The 16,593-nt window shown below is 68.3% G+C and carries 18 protein-coding genes; 12 read left to right on the plus strand and 6 right to left on the minus strand.

Features of this window, described 5'->3' with window-relative positions; genetic code table 11:
• Positions 1–139: 139 nt before the first annotated feature.
• The 9 genes from ACGLHR_RS36940 to pcp all read left to right on the plus strand — a co-directional run bounded on the left by ACGLHR_RS36940 (position 140) and on the right by pcp (position 8,211).
• Positions 140–502, plus strand: a complete 363-nt coding sequence (locus ACGLHR_RS36940) for a DUF2917 domain-containing protein (protein ID WP_267605054.1) — start codon at positions 140–142, stop codon at positions 500–502.
• Positions 503–669: 167 nt separating this feature from the next.
• Complete coding sequence (lipB, locus tag ACGLHR_RS36945) at positions 670–1,401, plus strand: lipoyl(octanoyl) transferase LipB (RefSeq protein ID WP_267605055.1); 732 nt, start codon at positions 670–672, stop codon at positions 1,399–1,401.
• A gap of 43 nt (positions 1,402–1,444) precedes the next feature.
• Positions 1,445–2,440 (plus strand): lipoyl synthase, encoded by a 996-nt coding sequence (lipA, locus tag ACGLHR_RS36950; RefSeq protein ID WP_400100203.1) that lies wholly within the window; start codon positions 1,445–1,447, stop codon positions 2,438–2,440.
• A 717-nt stretch (positions 2,441–3,157) separates the two neighbouring features.
• Entirely contained in the window at positions 3,158–3,808 is a 651-nt protein-coding gene (pxpB, locus tag ACGLHR_RS36955) for a 5-oxoprolinase subunit PxpB (RefSeq protein WP_400100205.1), read from the plus strand.
• Positions 3,805–4,827, plus strand: a complete 1,023-nt coding sequence (locus ACGLHR_RS36960) for a biotin-dependent carboxyltransferase family protein (protein ID WP_400100207.1) — start codon at positions 3,805–3,807, stop codon at positions 4,825–4,827. Before pxpB ends, ACGLHR_RS36960 begins: the two co-directional genes overlap by 4 nt.
• Positions 4,828–4,910: 83 nt before the next feature.
• Positions 4,911–5,651: a 5-oxoprolinase subunit PxpA gene (gene pxpA, locus ACGLHR_RS36965; RefSeq protein ID WP_400100209.1), complete on the plus strand. Its 741-nt coding sequence runs from the start codon at positions 4,911–4,913 to the stop codon at positions 5,649–5,651.
• A 123-nt stretch (positions 5,652–5,774) separates the two neighbouring features.
• Entirely contained in the window at positions 5,775–6,512 is a 738-nt protein-coding gene (locus ACGLHR_RS36970) for a DUF969 domain-containing protein (RefSeq protein ID WP_267605062.1), read from the plus strand.
• Positions 6,513–6,515: 3 nt separating this feature from the next.
• Positions 6,516–7,466, plus strand: a complete 951-nt coding sequence (locus ACGLHR_RS36975; RefSeq protein WP_400100211.1) for a DUF979 domain-containing protein — start codon at positions 6,516–6,518, stop codon at positions 7,464–7,466.
• A 70-nt stretch (positions 7,467–7,536) separates the two neighbouring features.
• Positions 7,537–8,211 (plus strand): pyroglutamyl-peptidase I, encoded by a 675-nt coding sequence (gene pcp, locus ACGLHR_RS36980; protein WP_318237661.1) that lies wholly within the window; start codon positions 7,537–7,539, stop codon positions 8,209–8,211.
• 8 nt (positions 8,212–8,219) lie between these two features.
• Here the strand turns inward: pcp and ACGLHR_RS36985 are convergent, their stop codons facing one another.
• The 5 genes from ACGLHR_RS36985 to ACGLHR_RS37005 form a co-directional block, all read right to left on the minus strand.
• Positions 8,220–9,527: a VanZ family protein gene (locus tag ACGLHR_RS36985; protein WP_400100214.1), complete on the minus strand. Its 1,308-nt coding sequence runs from the start codon at positions 9,525–9,527 to the stop codon at positions 8,220–8,222.
• Between the two features lie 11 nt (positions 9,528–9,538).
• Positions 9,539–10,189, minus strand: coding sequence for an ABC-type transport auxiliary lipoprotein family protein (locus tag ACGLHR_RS36990; RefSeq protein ID WP_400100216.1), 651 nt, complete (start codon positions 10,187–10,189; stop codon positions 9,539–9,541).
• 108 nt (positions 10,190–10,297) lie between these two features.
• Positions 10,298–11,239, minus strand: a complete 942-nt coding sequence (locus ACGLHR_RS36995; RefSeq protein ID WP_318237664.1) for an MlaD family protein — start codon at positions 11,237–11,239, stop codon at positions 10,298–10,300.
• Entirely contained in the window at positions 11,236–12,135 is a 900-nt protein-coding gene (locus tag ACGLHR_RS37000; RefSeq protein ID WP_400100218.1) for an ABC transporter ATP-binding protein, read from the minus strand. The genes ACGLHR_RS36995 and ACGLHR_RS37000 overlap by 4 nt, the downstream gene beginning before the upstream one ends.
• Entirely contained in the window at positions 12,132–13,253 is a 1,122-nt protein-coding gene (locus tag ACGLHR_RS37005; protein ID WP_400100228.1) for an MlaE family ABC transporter permease, read from the minus strand. Before ACGLHR_RS37005 ends, ACGLHR_RS37000 begins: the two co-directional genes overlap by 4 nt.
• A 149-nt stretch (positions 13,254–13,402) precedes the next feature.
• Here ACGLHR_RS37005 and ACGLHR_RS37010 point away from each other — a divergent pair, with 149 nt between their 5' ends.
• Genes ACGLHR_RS37010 through ACGLHR_RS37020 form a run of 3 tightly spaced genes read left to right on the plus strand, consistent with a single transcriptional unit; the run spans position 13,403 to position 15,897 of the window.
• Positions 13,403–14,281: a biotin--[acetyl-CoA-carboxylase] ligase gene (locus tag ACGLHR_RS37010; RefSeq protein WP_400100220.1), complete on the plus strand. Its 879-nt coding sequence runs from the start codon at positions 13,403–13,405 to the stop codon at positions 14,279–14,281.
• Positions 14,278–15,129: a type III pantothenate kinase gene (locus tag ACGLHR_RS37015; protein WP_400100222.1), complete on the plus strand. Its 852-nt coding sequence runs from the start codon at positions 14,278–14,280 to the stop codon at positions 15,127–15,129. Before ACGLHR_RS37010 ends, ACGLHR_RS37015 begins: the two co-directional genes overlap by 4 nt.
• 57 nt (positions 15,130–15,186) lie before the next feature.
• Positions 15,187–15,897, plus strand: coding sequence for an SPOR domain-containing protein (locus ACGLHR_RS37020; RefSeq protein WP_400100224.1), 711 nt, complete (start codon positions 15,187–15,189; stop codon positions 15,895–15,897).
• 18 nt (positions 15,898–15,915) lie between these two features.
• Here the strand turns inward: ACGLHR_RS37020 and rfaE2 are convergent, their stop codons facing one another.
• A complete protein-coding gene (rfaE2, locus tag ACGLHR_RS37025) occupies positions 15,916–16,404 on the minus strand; it encodes a D-glycero-beta-D-manno-heptose 1-phosphate adenylyltransferase (RefSeq protein ID WP_400100226.1) in 489 nt (162 codons plus the stop codon).
• Between the last annotated feature and the right edge of the window lie 189 nt (positions 16,405–16,593).

Here is a 16,593-nt window from a genome sequence, read left to right on the forward strand (position 1 = left end):
TCGGGGCGCTACCCGCACCGGTGCCGATCCAGTACCAGGCAAGACCAAGCATCAGCCTGCCAAGGCTGGCCTGATCGGCGGCCGCCCATTCCGGGCAAGCGGGCGAGGCAGCCGACGATGTCAGCGAAGGATGCCCAACATGAAAACATTGCTCACAACGACCCTGTTCACCCTGAGCCCGGGCGAAGTTACCTCCCTTTCCATCCACGCCGCCCAGCGCCTGCGCGTGGAAGAGGCCACGGGGATCGACGTCTGGGTCACCCGCGAAGGCGATTCGGAAGATTACTGGCTGCGTTGCGGCGGCAGCCTGCTGCTCGCCAGCGGCGACGAAATCACGCTCAGCGTGGACCCGCGCGCCGCCGAGCCGGTACGCCTGGCCCTGATCGCCGAAGCCCGCCGGCCGGCGGCAACCAGCGTGTCGCACCTGGTGGCGCGCATGGCGCGGCGTTTGGTTCGAGGCACCGAGTGGACGCCTAACCAGGACCAGGTCACGGCCTCCTGAGCCAGCGCGGGAGGATGCGGATGGCCGCGCACGCGGCCATCTGCGGCTGGTCCATTCCAGGCCGGCAAGCAGGGACGCAACAACAGCGTCTTGAAGACACACCGAAAGACACACCAAAAAAGGGGCGGCCTCCTGTGAGATCCGCCCCTTTTCGCTAAACTGCCGGGATGCAATCGATACAAGTCATCGAGCAGGGCCGGCAAGCCTACGAACCCTGTTTCGACGCGATGCGTGCCTTTACCGCCGCACGCACCCCCGATACCCCTGACCAGATCTGGCTGGTCGAGCATCCCCCGGTCTACACCCTTGGCCAGGCGGGAGATCCCGCGCACCTGCTCGCCCCTGACGAGACGATTCCCGTGGTGCGGATCGATCGTGGCGGACAAATCACTTATCACGGTCCGGGGCAGGTCGTGGCCTACCTGCTGCTCGACCTGCGCCGCCGCCACCTGATGGTGCGCGAGCTTGTCCATTCGATCGAGCAAGCCGTGCTGGACACGCTCGCGTCGTATAATCTCGCAGCCGAACGCAAGCCCGGCGCGCCTGGTATCTACCTTTCCGAAGGCCAGCACCAGGGCGCCAAGATCGCCGCGCTCGGCCTCAAGATCCGCAATGGCTGCAGCTATCACGGCGTCAGCCTCAACGTGCAGATGGACCTCGCGCCCTTCCTGCGCATCAACCCCTGCGGCTATGCCGGCCTGGAAACGGTCGACATGGCAACGGCGGGCGCCACCGTCAACGTGGCCGATGCGGCGGGTGCGTCCCGCCTGCCCGTGACCGCGGCACAACAAGCCGATATCGCGCGGCGCCTTGCGGCGGCGCTGTGTGAAGTGCTGGCAGAGGCGCAAGAGCGCGCCCTGGCGGCCCAACGGAATACCGCCGCGGCCCTGGCCACTTAGTCATCCAGCCGAATATGCACGCACCGCGCGTGCGGAGAACTCTATGAGCGACGCCCTGATCGCCACTTCCAGCGAAGCCCCGCAACCCCAGGCGGAGCAGTACGACCCGACCCGCAAGCAGAAGTCGGCCGACAAGACCGCGCGCATCCCCATCAAGATCGTGCCGGCCGAGAAGCTCAAGAAGCCCGAGTGGATCCGCGTCAAGGCGGCCACCGGCAGCTCGCGCTTCTACGAGATCAAGGACATCCTGCGCGCCAACAACCTGGTGACGGTCTGTGAGGAAGCCAGCTGCCCGAACATCGGCGAATGCTTCGGCAAGGGCACGGCCACGTTCATGATCATGGGCGACAAGTGCACCCGCCGCTGCCCGTTCTGCGACGTCGGCCACGGGCGCCCCGATCCGCTGGATGCCAACGAGCCGGGCAACCTGGCCCGCACCATCGCCCAGCTCAAGCTGAACTACGTGGTGATCACCAGCGTCGACCGCGACGACCTGCGCGACGGCGGTGCCCAGCACTTTGTCGATTGCATCACGCTGACCCGCGAGCTGTCGCCGGCCACCCGCATCGAAGTGCTGGTGCCGGACTTCCGTGGCCGCCTGGACAAGGCGCTGGACATCCTGCAGGCCGGCCCGCCGGACGTGATGAACCACAACATGGAAACCGTGCCCCGCCTGTACAAGCAGGCACGCCCGGGCGCCGACTACGCGCACTCGCTCAAGCTGCTGCAAGAGTTCAAGCGCCGCAACCCCACCGTGGCCACCAAGTCCGGCCTGATGGTGGGCCTGGGCGAGACCGACGAGGAAATCCTCGAAGTCATGCGCGACATGCGCGCCCACGACATCGACATGCTGACCATCGGCCAGTACCTGGCGCCGTCGGGCCACCACCTGCCGGTGATGCGCTACGTGCATCCGGACACCTTCAAGATGTTCGAGGCCGAGGCCTACAAGATGGGCTTCACCCACGCCGCCGTGGGCGCCATGGTGCGCAGCTCCTACCACGCCGACGAGCAGGCGCATAAGGCCGGGTTCGTCTGATCTGAAGCGCCGGAGCAAACCAGCGGCACTGAACGGAGCCGACGGATGGGCCAAAGCCGCATGCCATGACGACGGCTGTCGCTCCCTCTCCCCTCAGGGGGAGAGGGCTGGGGAGAGGGGTGGCTTAGCTAGGAGCCACTTGAAGCGGGGCCCTCGGTTTTTGTCCAGCACGACGGCATAGCGAGCGCCCGCCCTCTCCCCCAACCCCTCTCCCGCACGCGGGAGAGGGGAGACCGCCCAGCGCAGATTCAACGTTGTGAGCAGTCCGATCGGCCGGTATCCACCCGGCCGTTTTTTTCGCCCGCGGCATCCCGCTGCGGGCCCACCTGGCGTTGCATGCGCGCCACGGCCAGCCAAGTTTTCCTGAAATCTTTTCTCCCCCGCAAGTCCGTGCCGGTGTGTCCTCGCGCACCCGAATCGAGCAGGATCGATGCGGTGCGGGAGTCGCCCCAAGCGCTCCTGCACCGGATGCAAACGTTGCTTCCCGCGCCTGCACCGGGGTGGTGCGCCAGCGCCATCCCGCGTGAAGACGTGGCTCGCAACGCCTAGGGTCAACACCTAGCCACAGCATCTTCTTGTTTGGTTATTATGAATTTATCGATAAATTGTCGATGAAATAGAGATCTCACTCCCGAACCGGTCGCAGCCGGCACCGCGCCTGACTAGTACAGCGCGCCCGCCTACACTGCAAGACAGGTCCCCCCGCTGGTGCCGCCCATGACCCGATGTTCCGTTCACCGCCTCGCCGAGCAAGCACTGCTGTGCAGCGTGCCGCCGCCGGCCTCGCTAGATGTACAGCGACGTATCTGGGCCATGGCCCAACGGGCGGCCGAGTGGCGCGGCGTGGTCGATGCGGTGCCGGGCATGAACAATCTCACCGTGGTGTTCGACCGCGAAGCCGATCCCGAAGCGCTGGAACGCAACCTGAAGCTCGCCTGGGCGTCAGGCGAAGCGCGTGCCGCCACCGGCAAGCTGGTCGAGATCCCCGTGCGCTACGGCGGCGAGCATGGCCCCGACCTAGCCGAAGTCGCGGCGCATACCGGCCTCACAGCGCAGGAAGTGGTACGTCGCCACAGCGCAGGCGAGTACGTCGTCTACTTCCTCGGCTTCCAGCCCGGCTTTGCCTATATGGGCGGCCTGGACCCGGCGCTGGCCACGCCGCGCCGGCGCGAGCCCCGGCTGTCCGTGCCCGCCGGCTCGGTCGGCATCGGCGGCGAGCAGACCGGCATCTACCCGGCTGCCGCGCCCGGCGGCTGGCAATTGATCGGGCACACCGCCAGCCAACTCTTCCTGGCAGATCGCGACCCGCCTTCCCTGTTTGCGCCCGGGGATACCGTGCGCTTTGTCGTCGAGGCGATGCTGCCATGATCGAAATCACCCGACCCGGCGCACTCGCCTCGGTCCAGGACCATGGCCGTCCCGGCTTTCGCCGCTTTGGCGTGGGCACCGCAGGCGCGCTCGACACCGTCGCGCTCACCATCGGCAACCGCCTGCTCGGCAATCCGGCGGGAGATGCCGCCATCGAATTCACGCTGGGCCGCGCCGCCGTGCGCTTCCATGCCGACATGCGCGTCGCGCTGACCGGCGCCGAATGCAGGGCCAACCTGGACGGCGTGCCGGTGTGGTCGTGGCATGCTTTCGACGTGCGCCGCGGCGAAACGCTGACGCTGTCGGCGGCGCAGGGCGGCACCCGTACCTATCTGAGCGTGGCGGGCGGCATCAAAGTGGAGCCGGTGATGGGCTCGCGCAGCACCGACCTCAAGGCCGGCTTTGGCGGCCTCGGTGGCCGCGCGCTGCGTGAAGGCGACCGCCTCGACGCGGGCCGGCCCGGCGTGGCCGAGGACAGCGACTGGCTGGGCGTGCAGGCGCCGGCCTGGGCGCTGCCGGTGAAAAAGCTCGGCGACGCGATGCCGATCCGCATGTTGCCCGCCATCGAATACGAGGATTTCGATGCCGCCGCGCGCGAAGCGCTGTGGCAGTCCGACTGGATCGTCACGCCCAACAGCAACCGCATGGGCTTGCGCCTGCAAGGCCCGGCCCTTGCGCGCCAGCCCGAGCGCGCCGCCGACCTGCTCTCGCACGGCGTGCTGCCGGGCGTGGTGCAGGTGCCGCCGGCCGGCCAGCCCATCGTGCTGATGGCCGATGCGCAGACCACCGGCGGCTATCCCAAGATCGGCGTGGTGATCGGCGCTGACCTGTGGCGGCTGGCGCAGGTGCCACTCGGCGCACCGGTGCGCTTCGTGCGCGTCACGCTGGACGAGGCCGCCGCCGCGCAGGCCGAGCTGGATCGCTACCTGCAGCAACTGGACCAGGCGCTGCAGTGGCAGGGCAACGGCATGGCGATCGCCTCGCGGCGGCGCACGCGTACCCGCGCGGCCGTGGCCTGAGTGGCCACACGAGCAACGGCAGCAAGCCCCAAAGCAACCCCCAAACCTCAACACAAGCCGCAAGACCGGTGAGGAGCAATGCAATGCATATCGACCTGAACGCCGACCTCGGCGAAGGCTGCGGCAACGACCGCGAATTGCTGGGGCTGATCAGCTCCGCCAACGTGGCCTGCGGCTGGCACGCCGGCGACGCCGCCACCATGCTGCAAACCGTGAGGTGGGCGCTCGAGCGGGGCGTCGCCATCGGCGCGCATCCGAGCTATCCCGACCGCGAGAACTTTGGCCGCACCGAGATGCAGCTGGATCCCGAGGTGGTGTACGCGAACACGCTCTACCAGATCGGCGCGCTGGCGGCGCTGGTGCGCGCGCAGGGCGGGCAACTGGCTCACGTGAAGGCGCACGGCGCGCTCTACAACCAGGCCGCCAAGGATCCCAAGCTGGCCGACGCCATCGTGCGCGCGGTGCGCGATTTCGACTCCGACCTGGTCTTCTTCGGCCTGGCCGGCAGCGTCATGGTGAAGGTGGCGCGCGAAGCCGGGCTCAAGGTGAAGGAGGAAGTCTTTGCCGACCGCGGCTACAACCCCGACGGCTCGCTGGTCAAGCGCGGCACGCCCGGGGCGCTGCACGAGGACGAGGACGTGGCCTTGGGCCAGACGCTGCAGATGGTGCGCGAGCAGCGCGTGCGCGCCATCGACGGCACCTATGTACCGATTCGCGCCGAAACCGTGTGTCTGCACGGCGACGGCGCACACGCGCTTGCCTTTGCGCGCCGCATCCGCGAGCGGCTCGGCGCCGAAGGCATCGCAATCCGCGCCGGAGTCTGAGGGGCACGCCACACCTAACGCACGCGCCCCCAAGCATCCGGCTTTCACTGTGCCCCGCGCGACGTCGAGCAGCATGAGGCGACGCAGGGCACTCGCCTCCATCACACTCTATTGGTGTCTCTCATGGAACAGGCAGTCAACCTCTGGCCCCTAGTTGGGGTCGGCATCATCATCCTCGGCTTCGTGTTGCGCTTCAATCCCATGATGGTAGTGGCGCTTGCCGCCATCGCCACCGGGCTGGCGGCAGCCATGCCGGTCATGCAGATCTTCACGGCGATCGGCACCGCCTTCGTCAAGACGCGCAACCTGCCGCTGATCATCCTGCTGCCGCTGGCGGTGATCGGCCTGCTCGAGCGCCACGGGCTGCGCGAGCATGCGCAGGCGTGGATCTCGCGCATCGCGTCGGCCACGGTCGGGCGCCTGCTGATCGTCTACCTCGGCGTGCGCGAACTCACCGCCGCGGTGGGCCTGACCAGCCTCGGCGGCCATCCGCAGATGGTGCGTCCGCTGCTGGCCCCGATGGCCGAAGGCGCGGCCGAGACCCGCTTCGGCAAGCTGCCCGAGCCGATCCGCCAGCGCGTTCTGGCCTTCTGCGCGGCCACCGACAACGTCGGCCTGTTCTTCGGCGAAGACATCTTCGTGGCCTTCGGCGCCATCGCGCTGATGCACACCTTCTTGCTATCGTCCAACATCGACGTGGAACCGCTGCATATCGCCGTGTGGGGCATCCCCACCGCGATCTGCGCCTTCCTGATCCACGCCGTGCGCCTCAAGCGCCTGGACATGTGGCTGGAACGCGAAATGCGCGGCAAGTCTGCCGCAACGCCCGGCGCTGCCGCCACGGCCAAGAGCGGGGAGTAAGCCATGATCATTTCCATCGACTATCTCTACTGGCTCGCCGGCCTGGTGCTGGCCATCACCGCGTTGATCACCTTCGCCGACCGCGACCATCCGCGCCGCCTCAGCACGGGTTTGTTCTGGGCGCTGTACGCGCTGGTTTTCCTGATCGGCGACAAGCTGCCGCCGGCCATCGTCGGCGTCGGCGCCGTGGTGATGGCGCTGGTCGCGGGCTTTGGCGGCGTTGGCCACGGCAAGCACGGCACGCTGCCCGAGGCTGAGCGCCGCGCTTCGGCCAAGCGGCTTGGCAACAAGCTGTTTATCCCGGCGCTGCTGATTCCGCTGGTGACCGTGATCGGCACGCTGCTGTTCAAGGACGTGAAGGTCGCCGGCCTGGCGCTGCTCGATCCCAAGAACGTCACCTTCGTTTCGCTGGGCATCGGTTGCCTGGTTGCGCTGGGCGTGGCGTGCTGGCTCACCCGCGACACGGTGGTGCAGGGCGTGCGCGAATCGCGCCGGCTGACCGAGTCGCTCGGCTGGGCGCTGGTGCTGCCGCAGATGCTGGCCATGCTCGGCCTGGTGTTCGCCGATGCCGGCGTGGGCAAGGCGGTGGCGCACCTGACCACGGCCTATATCAACATGGACTACAAGCTCGTGGCCGTGGTGGTGTACTGCGTGGGCATGGCGCTCTTTACCGTGATCATGGGCAACGGCTTTGCCGCCTTCCCGGTGATGACCGGCGGCATTGGCGTGCCCATCCTGGTGAACATGTTCCACGGCAACCCGGCGGTGATGGCGGCTATCGGCATGTTCTCCGGCTACTGCGGCACGCTGATGACGCCGATGGCGGCCAACTTCAACATCGTGCCGGCCGCGCTGCTGGAACTCGACGACAAGAACGCCGTGATCCGGACGCAGGTGCCAACCGCGCTGATGATCCTGGTGGCCAATATCGTGCTGCTGTATTTCCTGATGTAAGCGCTAGTATCAATCGTTGGTCATGGCTCCGCACCCGGGCAACCCGGGCCGCGGGCCGGGAGTTCCTGCCATGCGTACCGTGCTGCTGACCGGCTTCGAGCCGTTCGAGAGCGAATCCATCAATCCATCCTGGGAGGTCGTGCGCGCGCTCGACGGCGAGCGCATCGGCGGCACGCCCGATGGCGCCGACGCGGCCGTGATCGTCGCGCGCCAGTTGCCATGCGTGTTCGGCGCGGCCAACGACGCCATGGCGGACCTGCTCGATGCGCTGCAGCCCGTGCTGGTGATCGCGGTGGGGCTGGCGGGCGGGCGTCCGGAGATGTCGGTGGAGCGCGTGGCGATTAACGTGGACGACGCGCGCATTGCCGACAACGCCGGCGCGCAGCCCATCGATGCCCGCATTGCCGAGTACGGACCCGCGGCATATTTTTCCAGCCTGCCGATCAAGGCCATCGTGCGCCGCATGCGCACGGCCGGCGTGCCGGCCTCGGTGTCGCAGACCGCCGGCACCTTCGTCTGCAACCACGTGTTCTACGGCCTGATGCACTTGCTGGCGACACAGAGCGTACCTGCGGGGGTGCGGGGCGGCTTCATCCACATTCCCTATCTGCCGGAGCAGGCCGTGCGGCATCCGGGCCAGCCCAGCCTGGCGCTGGCCACGATGATCGACGGTATCCGCTGCGCAGTGGAGACCGCGCTGTCGACGCAGGACGATATCCGCGAGCAGGGCGGCCAGACGCACTGAGGCGCCGTTCAGGCGCCTGGCGGCGGGGCATCCTCGCGATGGTTGCCATCGCCATGGCCATCGCCGCCATCGCCGCCATCGCCGCCGACGTCGCCATCGGTTGCGCGAGCCGCCGCCAGCCGCTTCGCCTTGCGCCGCGCGCGCCGCACGCTGCGGCGATCCAGCTGGAATTGCTCGAAGCGCCAGATCAGGTAGAACAGCGCCACGAACGGCCACATCCACCCCAGCCATTGCGACAGGCTGTTGAAGTGGATGAAGCGGCCTAGGCGCCAGCCTTGCTCCGAGATCCAGGAATACGGATTGGCGGGCAGCAGGTTGGACAGCATCACCAGCAGCATCAGCGTGGCGAGCGCCAGCGCGCCGCGCAGCCAGCGCGGCAGCCGCAGCAGCAAAACCAGCGCCAGCGAGCCCGTGAGCAGGGCAAAGCGGCCGCCTTCGGACAGCCAGTTGAAGGCGTTGTCGTCCGGGAACTGCATCTCGGCCACCACCGCCTTGAGCAGCAGCGCGCTGGCCAGCAAGGCCGCCAGGATGCGCAGCATCGGCGCCTGCCTGCGCATGGCGATCGAGGCGAACAGCCCGGTGCCCACCCAGCCGCATCCGGTAACGAGTGACTCCAGCAATTGCTGCCCTTGCACGTCTTCCGGCCGCAACAGGCTGATGTTTTCAATCAGGTCGGGCAGCCCCGGGAATACGCCTTGCAACCACTGCACGGGCCAGGAGTCGGGGTCGGTCAGCCACTCGCGCACGATCGCGCCCATGCCGAACAGGTGATCCTGCGGGAAGATCTGCGCGAACGGCCACAGCAGGATCAGGATGATGGCAAAGCTGGCGTGCGGCTCGAACCACGCCATGCGCAACTGGCGCAGCGAGCCGCGATCGATCAGCGCGGCCGAGAAGGGCGCCACCGCGGCGGCGCCCAGCAGAGCACCCAGCGCATTGGTCATCAGGTCGATATTGGACGAGACGCGGTTGGGCAGCCAGGTCTGCAGCGCTTCCATGGTGCCCGACAGCAGCGTGCCCGCCACCAGCGCCAGCAGCACGGCGCGCACGCCGGAGATGCGCGGGTGCAGGGACAGCACCACCAGCGCGCCAAGCGGGCAGTAGCCCAGCACATTGGTGATGAGATCGAACCCGGTCAGGTAGCGGGGCTTGGGCGCGGTGAGGAAGGCCAGCGCAGAGATGCCGTTGTCGGTCCAGCCCGTGAACGGGTACAGGCTGCCATAGACCACCAGCAGGGTAAAGCAAAGCAGCCCCACCCGCGCCAGCGGCGAATGGCGCGGCGGTGGCGGGACGAGCGGCGCGGGAGCCAATGCCATGCGCGACCTGCTTACTGCAGCGGCAGCGTAGCCACCCAGTCCAGGATCGCCGCAATGGCGGCATCGCTGCCGGTGGCCAGTGCCTTGACGCCGCCGGCGCCGTCGGCCGTGGCGGCGGGCTGCGCCACCACGAAGGTCTTCTGCCCGATCAGCCCGTTGCGAAACACCGTGGCACGCACCCGGATCACGCCGCGACTGGCGCTGGCGCTATCGAACACCTGCTCGAACTCCAGCACGTCGATCTTGAGCGCCGGCGCGGCGGTGTCGCCGAACCAGGTCAGTGCGCCGCGCGAGGCCACGGCTTCGCGCAGGCGGTCGTCGAACAGGCGCACCGGCGACATCACCCAGCGTTGCGTGGCATAGGGCTGCAGGCGTTCCGCCTGGGCGTAGTGCAGGCGGTAGTAGAGCGCGTTGCCATCCAGCCAGGTGGGGCCGTCGGTCTGCGCCACGCGCATCTTGGGCAGGTGCACGGCGTCGGGCGCTGCGCCGGCGGGCGGGCCGAGGTCATAGGTGATGGTGGGCGTGGAAGGCGTCAGGGCGCAGCCGCCCAGCAGCAGGCAGGCCAGCGCGACGCCGGCGGCCAGCCGGCGCGGCAGGGCGGAGGTGCCGACGGTGCCAGCGGTGCCGGTCACGTCCGGCCGATCTTGGGCATTGCGCATCATGGTTTGCCTTGGTTTGCTCGAAGGGTTCGCCGCGCCCGCCTGGCGAGCCAGGCATGGCGCGAGCGCGGCGAGTGCGTGCGTGCGCGGCATCACGGCGTGCACTGCGTGTCAGCGAGCCTGGAAGCCAGGTTCGCCCGGGCCCGGCATGGCGGCGGGGCCGCCAAACAGCACGCTGCGCGGGCTGTCGTTGAACTGGCTGGCGGCGCGGTCGATGCTGCGCACGGTCTGGCGCGCATCGCGCGCGAGTCCGTTGATCTGCGGCAGCGTGTCTTGCGAGACGCCACCGGCGGCCGACTGTACGGAATCGGCGGCGCCTTGCAGGTCGCGCCCGACGCGCTCGACGGTGCGCATCACGGTGCCGTCCGGGCTTGCCAGTTCCTGGGTGAGGCGCCGCGTGGAGGCCAGCGTGGCGTTCAGGTTTTCGGTCACCTGCGGCAGCTGGCGCACGGCCGGCGCGATCGAGCTGGCCAGTTGCGAGTAGTCGTCGGCGGTCTTGTGCACCGAGCGGATCGCCTCCATCAGGTCGCGCCGGTTGTCGGTCTGGAACATATCAGTGAGCGAGCCCATGATCGTCTCCAGTTGCGAGAGCAAGGTGTCACCGCGCTTTTCCAGCTCTTCGAAGAAGCCGGCCCGCATGATGATGCGCGCCACCGACTTGGAGGAGGTGGCCAGGTGCGGCGACGGCGTGCCGCCTTCCTGCGCGGTGGTGTCGTCGAGCTGCACGTAGCCGATCCCGGTCACGCCCTGGAAGCCGAGCGTGGCATAGGTGGTGTGGGTGATCGGAGTGTCCTGGTTGACGCTGATGCGCACGATGATCTGGCCCGGCACGGTGGGATCGAAGCGGATCGACACCACCTTGCCCACCTCCAGGCCGCGGTACTTGACGTCGGCCTGCGGTCCCAGCCCGTTGACGGTGGAGCGGGTGATCAGGTCATACGGCACGCGCACCGCGTGGTCGCTGCTGAACCAGAAGATCGAGAACAGCACCAGGATGGCGAGTCCGATCGTAAACACGCCGGCCAGGAAGGCGTTTGACTTGTTTTCCATCATGCTTCTCCGGATTGCGGGCCTGCGGGTGTTGCCGCATGCGTTGCCGCGCGTGTAGCGTCCGGCAAGGCCGGGAGCGCCTGCATGGCGCGCTGCCCGCGCTCGCCCAGGAAATACTCGTGGATGAACGGGTGATCGATATGCACCAGTTCCCGGATCGGCAGCGCGGCTAATACCTTGTGGTCCGCCAGCACCGCGACGCGATCCGACAGTGCCACCAGGGTGTCGAGGTCGTGGGTCACCATCACCACGGTCAGGCCCAGCTCGCGGCGCAGTTCGCGGATCAGCGCCACGTAGTCGTCCGAGGCCATCGGGTCCAGCCCGGCGGTGGGCTCGTCCAGGAACACCAGCTCGGGCTCCAGGGCCAGGGCTCGCGCCAGCGCCACGCGCTTGATCATGCCGCCGGACAGGTCGGACGGCATCTTGTCCGCGTCCCGCGCCGACAGCCCCACCAGTTGCAGCTTGAGCAGCGACGCCGCGCAGATGAGATCGTCGGGCAGGGTGCGAAGTTCACGCAGCGGCAGCGCGATGTTGTCGATCACCGACAGCGCGGAAAACAGCGCGCCGCGCTGGAACTGCAGGCCCCAGCGGTTGCGCAGGGCTTGCAGCCGGGCCGTGTCGAGCTCGGTCAGGTCCTCGCCGAACACACGGATGGTGCCCGAGGTGGGCCGCTCCAGCCCCACGATCTGGCGCAGCAGCACGGTCTTGCCGCTGCCCGAGCCGCCCACGATGGACAGCACTTCGCCCCGGTACACGTCGAGGTTGAGGTGGTCGTGCACCACCGCCTCGCCAAAGCGCTTGACCAGGTCGCGCACCTCGATCACGGTGGTGCGCGGGGCGTGCTGCACGGCGCCGGCGGGAGGCGCGTCGGTGGCGGTGGCAGGAGCGAAGTTGGTCATAAGCCGATGTCCTTGAACAGGATGGCGAAGATGGCATCGGCCACGATCACCACGGTGATCGAGGTCACCACCGAGGCGGTGGTGCCTTCGCCCAGGCTGCGCGTGTTGGGCTCGATGCGCAAGCCGAAGTGGCAGGCGGTGAGCGCGATCAGGATGCCGAACACCACGCCCTTGCCCAGCCCCATCCACAGGTTGGCCACCGGCACCGCATCGGGCAGCGTGCGCAGGAAGAAAGCCACGCTGATGTCCAGCTGGAAGTGGGCGGCCAGCATGCCGCCGGTCAGCGCCAGCACGTCGGTCCACGCCACCAGCAGCGGCATGGCGATGGCCAGCGCGATCACGCGCGGCATGATCAGCCGGAAGCCGTGCGAGATGCCCATCACGCGCATCGCGTCGAGCTCCTCGGTGACCCGCATCACGCCGATCTGCGCGGTGATGGCCGAACCCGAGCGCCCGGCGATCAGGATGGCCGCCAGCACCGGGCCCAGCTCGCGGATCACCGCCATGCCGAGGATGTTGACGATAAAGATGCTCGCGCCGAAGGTGCGCAGCTGGTTGGCCGACAGGTACGACAGCACGATGCCGATCAAAAAGCCGACCAGCGCCGTGATGCCGAGTGCCTTGTAGCCGACGTTGTAGATATTGGCAGAGATCTCGCGCCAGGGGCCGCGCTGCGGCGCGCGCGCCAGGCGCATCAGGTCGAAGGCCAGCTGGCCCAGCATGGTCACGCCATTGCCCAGCTGCGCGAACATCGACAGGATCGAGGCGCCGAACAGGGTCACCGGATTGAACCGGTCCACCATATGCTTTTTCCAGTTCTCGCGGCGCAGCCCGGCGATACGGGTAAAGACGCGGCGCTGGGCTTCATTGGCTTCCAGCTTCTCGGGCAGCTTGCCGCCCCAGGCCTGCCACATCAGCTGCGCGCCGATGTGATCGAGCCGGGCGAGGCGCGCCAGCGACCAGTGCGCGTGCGCGTCGATCGTGTGCAGCTCGTTGCGCAGTGCGCGCGCACGGTGGCAATCGGAGAGCGCAAGCGCTGTCCAGTCGCCGCGTAGTTGCACGGTTTGCGCTCCTTCCGCGCGCGTCACTTCTATGGCTGGCGTGGTTGGGCTTTCCAAAGGAGGGGGAGAAGTGATGGGCAAGTCCCGATTCTATGCCACCCGCGGCGTCAGCGGGCGTCCGGAGCGCCTCGGCCTGGGATTCGCACGGCTACAATGCGTAGCTGCCTATTTGCCTATACCCTTTGTGTTGTCCATCGTCGAAACGCATGTCCGCTGACAAATCCTTGCCCACGCCAGATCCGCTCCCTGCGGCCGCCGCTCCCGCGCAAGCCTGGCGCATCGACCCCGACCGCCTGCGCGCCGCGCTCACCGGCGCCGCGCGCGGCTGGGCCCTCGATGTGGTCGACGAGACCGGTTCCACCAACGCCGACCTGACGCTGGCCTGCCGCACCGCGCCGTGGGCCGAGTCCGCCACGCTGCGCCTGGCCTACCGGCAGACCGCCGGGCGTGGACGCCAGGGGCGTCCCTGGCAAGGCCAGGCCGGGCTGACGTTCTCGGTGGCGCTGCCCTTGCCGCTGGCGCCCTCGCAGTTGAGCGGGCTGAGCCTGGCGGTAGGGCTGGCGCTGGCCGAGGCGCTGGGCGACTGCGACGCGCGCCTTGGCGGCGCCATTGGCCTGAAATGGCCTAACGACCTGCAGATCGACGGCCGCAAGCTGGCCGGCATCCTGATCGAGTCGGTGCCGGCCGGCCCGCAGCGGGTCTGGGCGGTGGTCGGCATTGGCCTGAACCTGGTGCGCGATGCGCAGATGGAAGCCGCGCTCGGGCGCAGCCTGGCCGGCGTGACCGAATTCCTGCCAGGCTGCGACCCCACCACGCTGCTGGCTGCGGTGCTGAACCGGCTGGCGGTGATGCGCGAGGATTTCCTGGCGCAGGGCTTTGCGCCGATGGCGCCCCGCTGGTCCGCGCGCGATGCCTTTCGCGATCAGCCTGTGCGCCTGCTGCACGATGGCCGCGTGCAGGCCGAAGGCCTGGCGCGCGGCGTGGACGGCGACGGCCACCTGCTGCTGGAAACGCCCTCGGGCCTTGAGCGCATTGCCAGCGGCGAAGTGTCGCTGCGCCCGGCGGACGACGGAGCGGGCGCATGAGCGGCGCCAGCGCCGGCATGCCGCGTGTGCCGCAACTGCTGATCGATATCGGCAACACCCGCCTGAAATGGGCCTGGTGCGACGATGCCTGGTCCGGCGCGGTGCTGCACGGGGCCCCGTTGCCCACACCCTGGCAGCACGGCGGCGCGGTCGCCCATGGCGAACTGGGCACGTTGGTGGCGCAATGGGCGTCGCTGCGCGCGGCCCACGCCAGTGGCGCGCAGCCCATGGTGTGGGTCAGCAACGTGGCCGGCGCAGCCATCGCCGCCGGCCTGCAAGCCGCGCTCGACACCGGGTTTGGCCCCGGCATCGGTGTGAACTGGGTACGCTCGGGCCCGCGCTTCGGCGGCCTCGTCAACGGCTACCGCGAGCCCGCGCAGCTCGGCGTGGACCGCTGGATCGGCAGCATCGGCGCGCGCTGCTACCGCCCCGAAGGCGCGCTGCTGATCGTCACCGCCGGCACCGCCACCACGCTCGACGTGGTGAGCGCGCAGGACCGTTTCGAAGGGGGTTTGATCCTGCCCGGGCTGGACCTGATGCTGGGCGCGCTCGCGCGCAACACTGCGCAATTGCCGTCCCTGGAAGTGAGCGATGCCGGGCTGGCCACGCCCTGGGCCGACAACACCCGCGACGCCATCGCCGCCGGCTGCCTGGCGGCGCAAGCTGGTGCCGTGGAGCACACTTGGCGCGCGCTGTGCGAGCGCGGGCCGGTCCGCTGCCTGCTCTCCGGCGGCGCCCGCCATGTGCTGGCAAACGCGCTCTCCATGCCGATCGAGCAGCACGATAATCTCGTGCTGCTCGGCCTCTATGTGATGGCCTCGCAAAGCCCGGTCGGCACAGCGGGCTGAGCCGCCTCACACCGCATCGCCGTCTTCACCCGTCGCCCCACCCCTGCATCGCCCCCAATGTTCCAACGAAGCCTCTTCATCCTGCTGGTCCCGGTCAACGCGCTGCTGCTGGCTGCCGTGCTGGGCGCGTTCGGCCAACAGCCGCTGGCCGGCTGGATGGAAAGCGCGCGCGAGCCCGAACGCGCTGCCCAGCAGACGCGTGCCGAACGCTTCCGCCAGATGCCGCAGGCTAGCGGCAAGCGCCCGGCATCCACGCCCGCCGCTGCGGCTGCCACAACCACTGCCGCTACCCCAGCCGCCGCGCCAGCCATGGCTTGTGTCGAGATCGGTGGCTTCAACGGGGAGCTGGTGCGCAAGGTGGCTGATGAGCTGGCTGGCGCACCGCCCGGCGCCTGGCGCGTGGAACAGTTCGAGCGGCAGGAGCAGGCGCGCTGGTGGGTCCACCTGCCGCCGCAGGCCTCGCGCGAGAACCTGCAGCGCAAGCTCGGCGAGTTGCGCCGGCGCAATATCACCGATGTGTCGGTGGTCAGCGCCGGCTCGCCGGAAACCTATACGGTGTCGCTGGGCTTGTTCCAGGAGCGCGAGCATGCCGAGCATTTCCTCGACAACCTGCGCGAGCATGGTGTGCGCACCGCGGTGCTGACCGATACGCCGCATCCGCTGACGCGCCAGTGGCTGCGTGTGCGCAACGCCGACGCGGCACTGCGCACGCGGCTGGACGAGATGCGCCAGCGCTATGGCGCGCAGGACTTGCTGACCTGTACCTGAGCGCGCCTTGGCTGCTTTTCAGGCGCCCTGGCGCACCTTGGACAGCAGCTTGGTGGTGGAGCGGTCGTGCAGGAACGCGATGGCATGCGCCTGGCCGCCCCAGCTGCGCACCAGGCGGGTTTCTTCCAGCGTATCGATGTCGTAGTCGCCGCCCTTGACGTAGATGTCCGGGCGCACCAGCCGGATCAGCTCGACCGGCGTTTTCTCGCGGAACATCACTACCAGGTCCACCGAGGCCAGCGCTGCGATCAGCGCCATGCGATCCGATTCGTGGTTCAAGGGGCGGTCGTCGCCCTTGCCGAGCATGCGCACTGATGCGTCGCTGTTCACGCCCACTACCAGGCTGGCGCCCAGGGACTTGGCTTGTGCCAGGTAGGTGGCGTGGCCGCGGTGGAGGATGTCGAAGACGCCGTTAGTGAAGACCAATGGGCGCGGGAGGGTGGCTAGTTTTTCTGCTAGCGCGGCTGGGGTGTCGGGAGGGACCAGTTTGGATTCAAAGGTGGGCATGGTGGGAGGGAAAGGCGTTGTGTTTGGGCGGCGGAGGGTACTGCGATTGTGTTCGGGTGGGGGCTGAACTTCAACTGCAACGGCTTAACTGCCACGTCAAGGTCAAAAGCTGAAAGTCAAAGGCAGTTTCACCTCCCCTGCGGGGAGGCGACCTACTTTCTTGTCTCGCCAAGAAAGTAGGCAAAGAAG

The sequence above is a fragment of the Cupriavidus sp. CuC1 genome, from assembly GCF_044627735.1.
In the GTDB taxonomy this organism is placed as follows: Bacteria; Pseudomonadota; Gammaproteobacteria; order Burkholderiales; family Burkholderiaceae; genus Cupriavidus; species Cupriavidus ulmosensis.

Coding starts and splice junctions, on each gene's coding strand:
- pxpA (WP_400100209.1), top strand. CDS start 4,911: ATGCATATCGACCTGAACGCCGACCTCGGCGAAGGCTGCGGCAACGAC.
- ACGLHR_RS36960 (WP_400100207.1), top strand. CDS start 3,805: ATGATCGAAATCACCCGACCCGGCGCACTCGCCTCGGTCCAGGACCAT.
- lipB (WP_267605055.1), top strand. CDS start 670: ATGCAATCGATACAAGTCATCGAGCAGGGCCGGCAAGCCTACGAACCC.
- ACGLHR_RS36940 (WP_267605054.1), top strand. CDS start 140: ATGAAAACATTGCTCACAACGACCCTGTTCACCCTGAGCCCGGGCGAA.
- ACGLHR_RS37015 (WP_400100222.1), top strand. CDS start 14,278: ATGAGCGGCGCCAGCGCCGGCATGCCGCGTGTGCCGCAACTGCTGATC.
- ACGLHR_RS36990 (WP_400100216.1), bottom strand. CDS start 10,189: ATGATGCGCAATGCCCAAGATCGGCCGGACGTGACCGGCACCGCTGGC.
- ACGLHR_RS36985 (WP_400100214.1), bottom strand. CDS start 9,527: ATGGCATTGGCTCCCGCGCCGCTCGTCCCGCCACCGCCGCGCCATTCG.
- ACGLHR_RS36970 (WP_267605062.1), top strand. CDS start 5,775: ATGGAACAGGCAGTCAACCTCTGGCCCCTAGTTGGGGTCGGCATCATC.
- ACGLHR_RS36995 (WP_318237664.1), bottom strand. CDS start 11,239: ATGATGGAAAACAAGTCAAACGCCTTCCTGGCCGGCGTGTTTACGATC.
- pcp (WP_318237661.1), top strand. CDS start 7,537: ATGCGTACCGTGCTGCTGACCGGCTTCGAGCCGTTCGAGAGCGAATCC.
- ACGLHR_RS37010 (WP_400100220.1), top strand. CDS start 13,403: ATGTCCGCTGACAAATCCTTGCCCACGCCAGATCCGCTCCCTGCGGCC.
- ACGLHR_RS36975 (WP_400100211.1), top strand. CDS start 6,516: ATGATCATTTCCATCGACTATCTCTACTGGCTCGCCGGCCTGGTGCTG.
- ACGLHR_RS37000 (WP_400100218.1), bottom strand. CDS start 12,135: ATGACCAACTTCGCTCCTGCCACCGCCACCGACGCGCCTCCCGCCGGC.
- lipA (WP_400100203.1), top strand. CDS start 1,445: ATGAGCGACGCCCTGATCGCCACTTCCAGCGAAGCCCCGCAACCCCAG.
- rfaE2 (WP_400100226.1), bottom strand. CDS start 16,404: ATGCCCACCTTTGAATCCAAACTGGTCCCTCCCGACACCCCAGCCGCG.
- ACGLHR_RS37020 (WP_400100224.1), top strand. CDS start 15,187: ATGTTCCAACGAAGCCTCTTCATCCTGCTGGTCCCGGTCAACGCGCTG.
- pxpB (WP_400100205.1), top strand. CDS start 3,158: ATGACCCGATGTTCCGTTCACCGCCTCGCCGAGCAAGCACTGCTGTGC.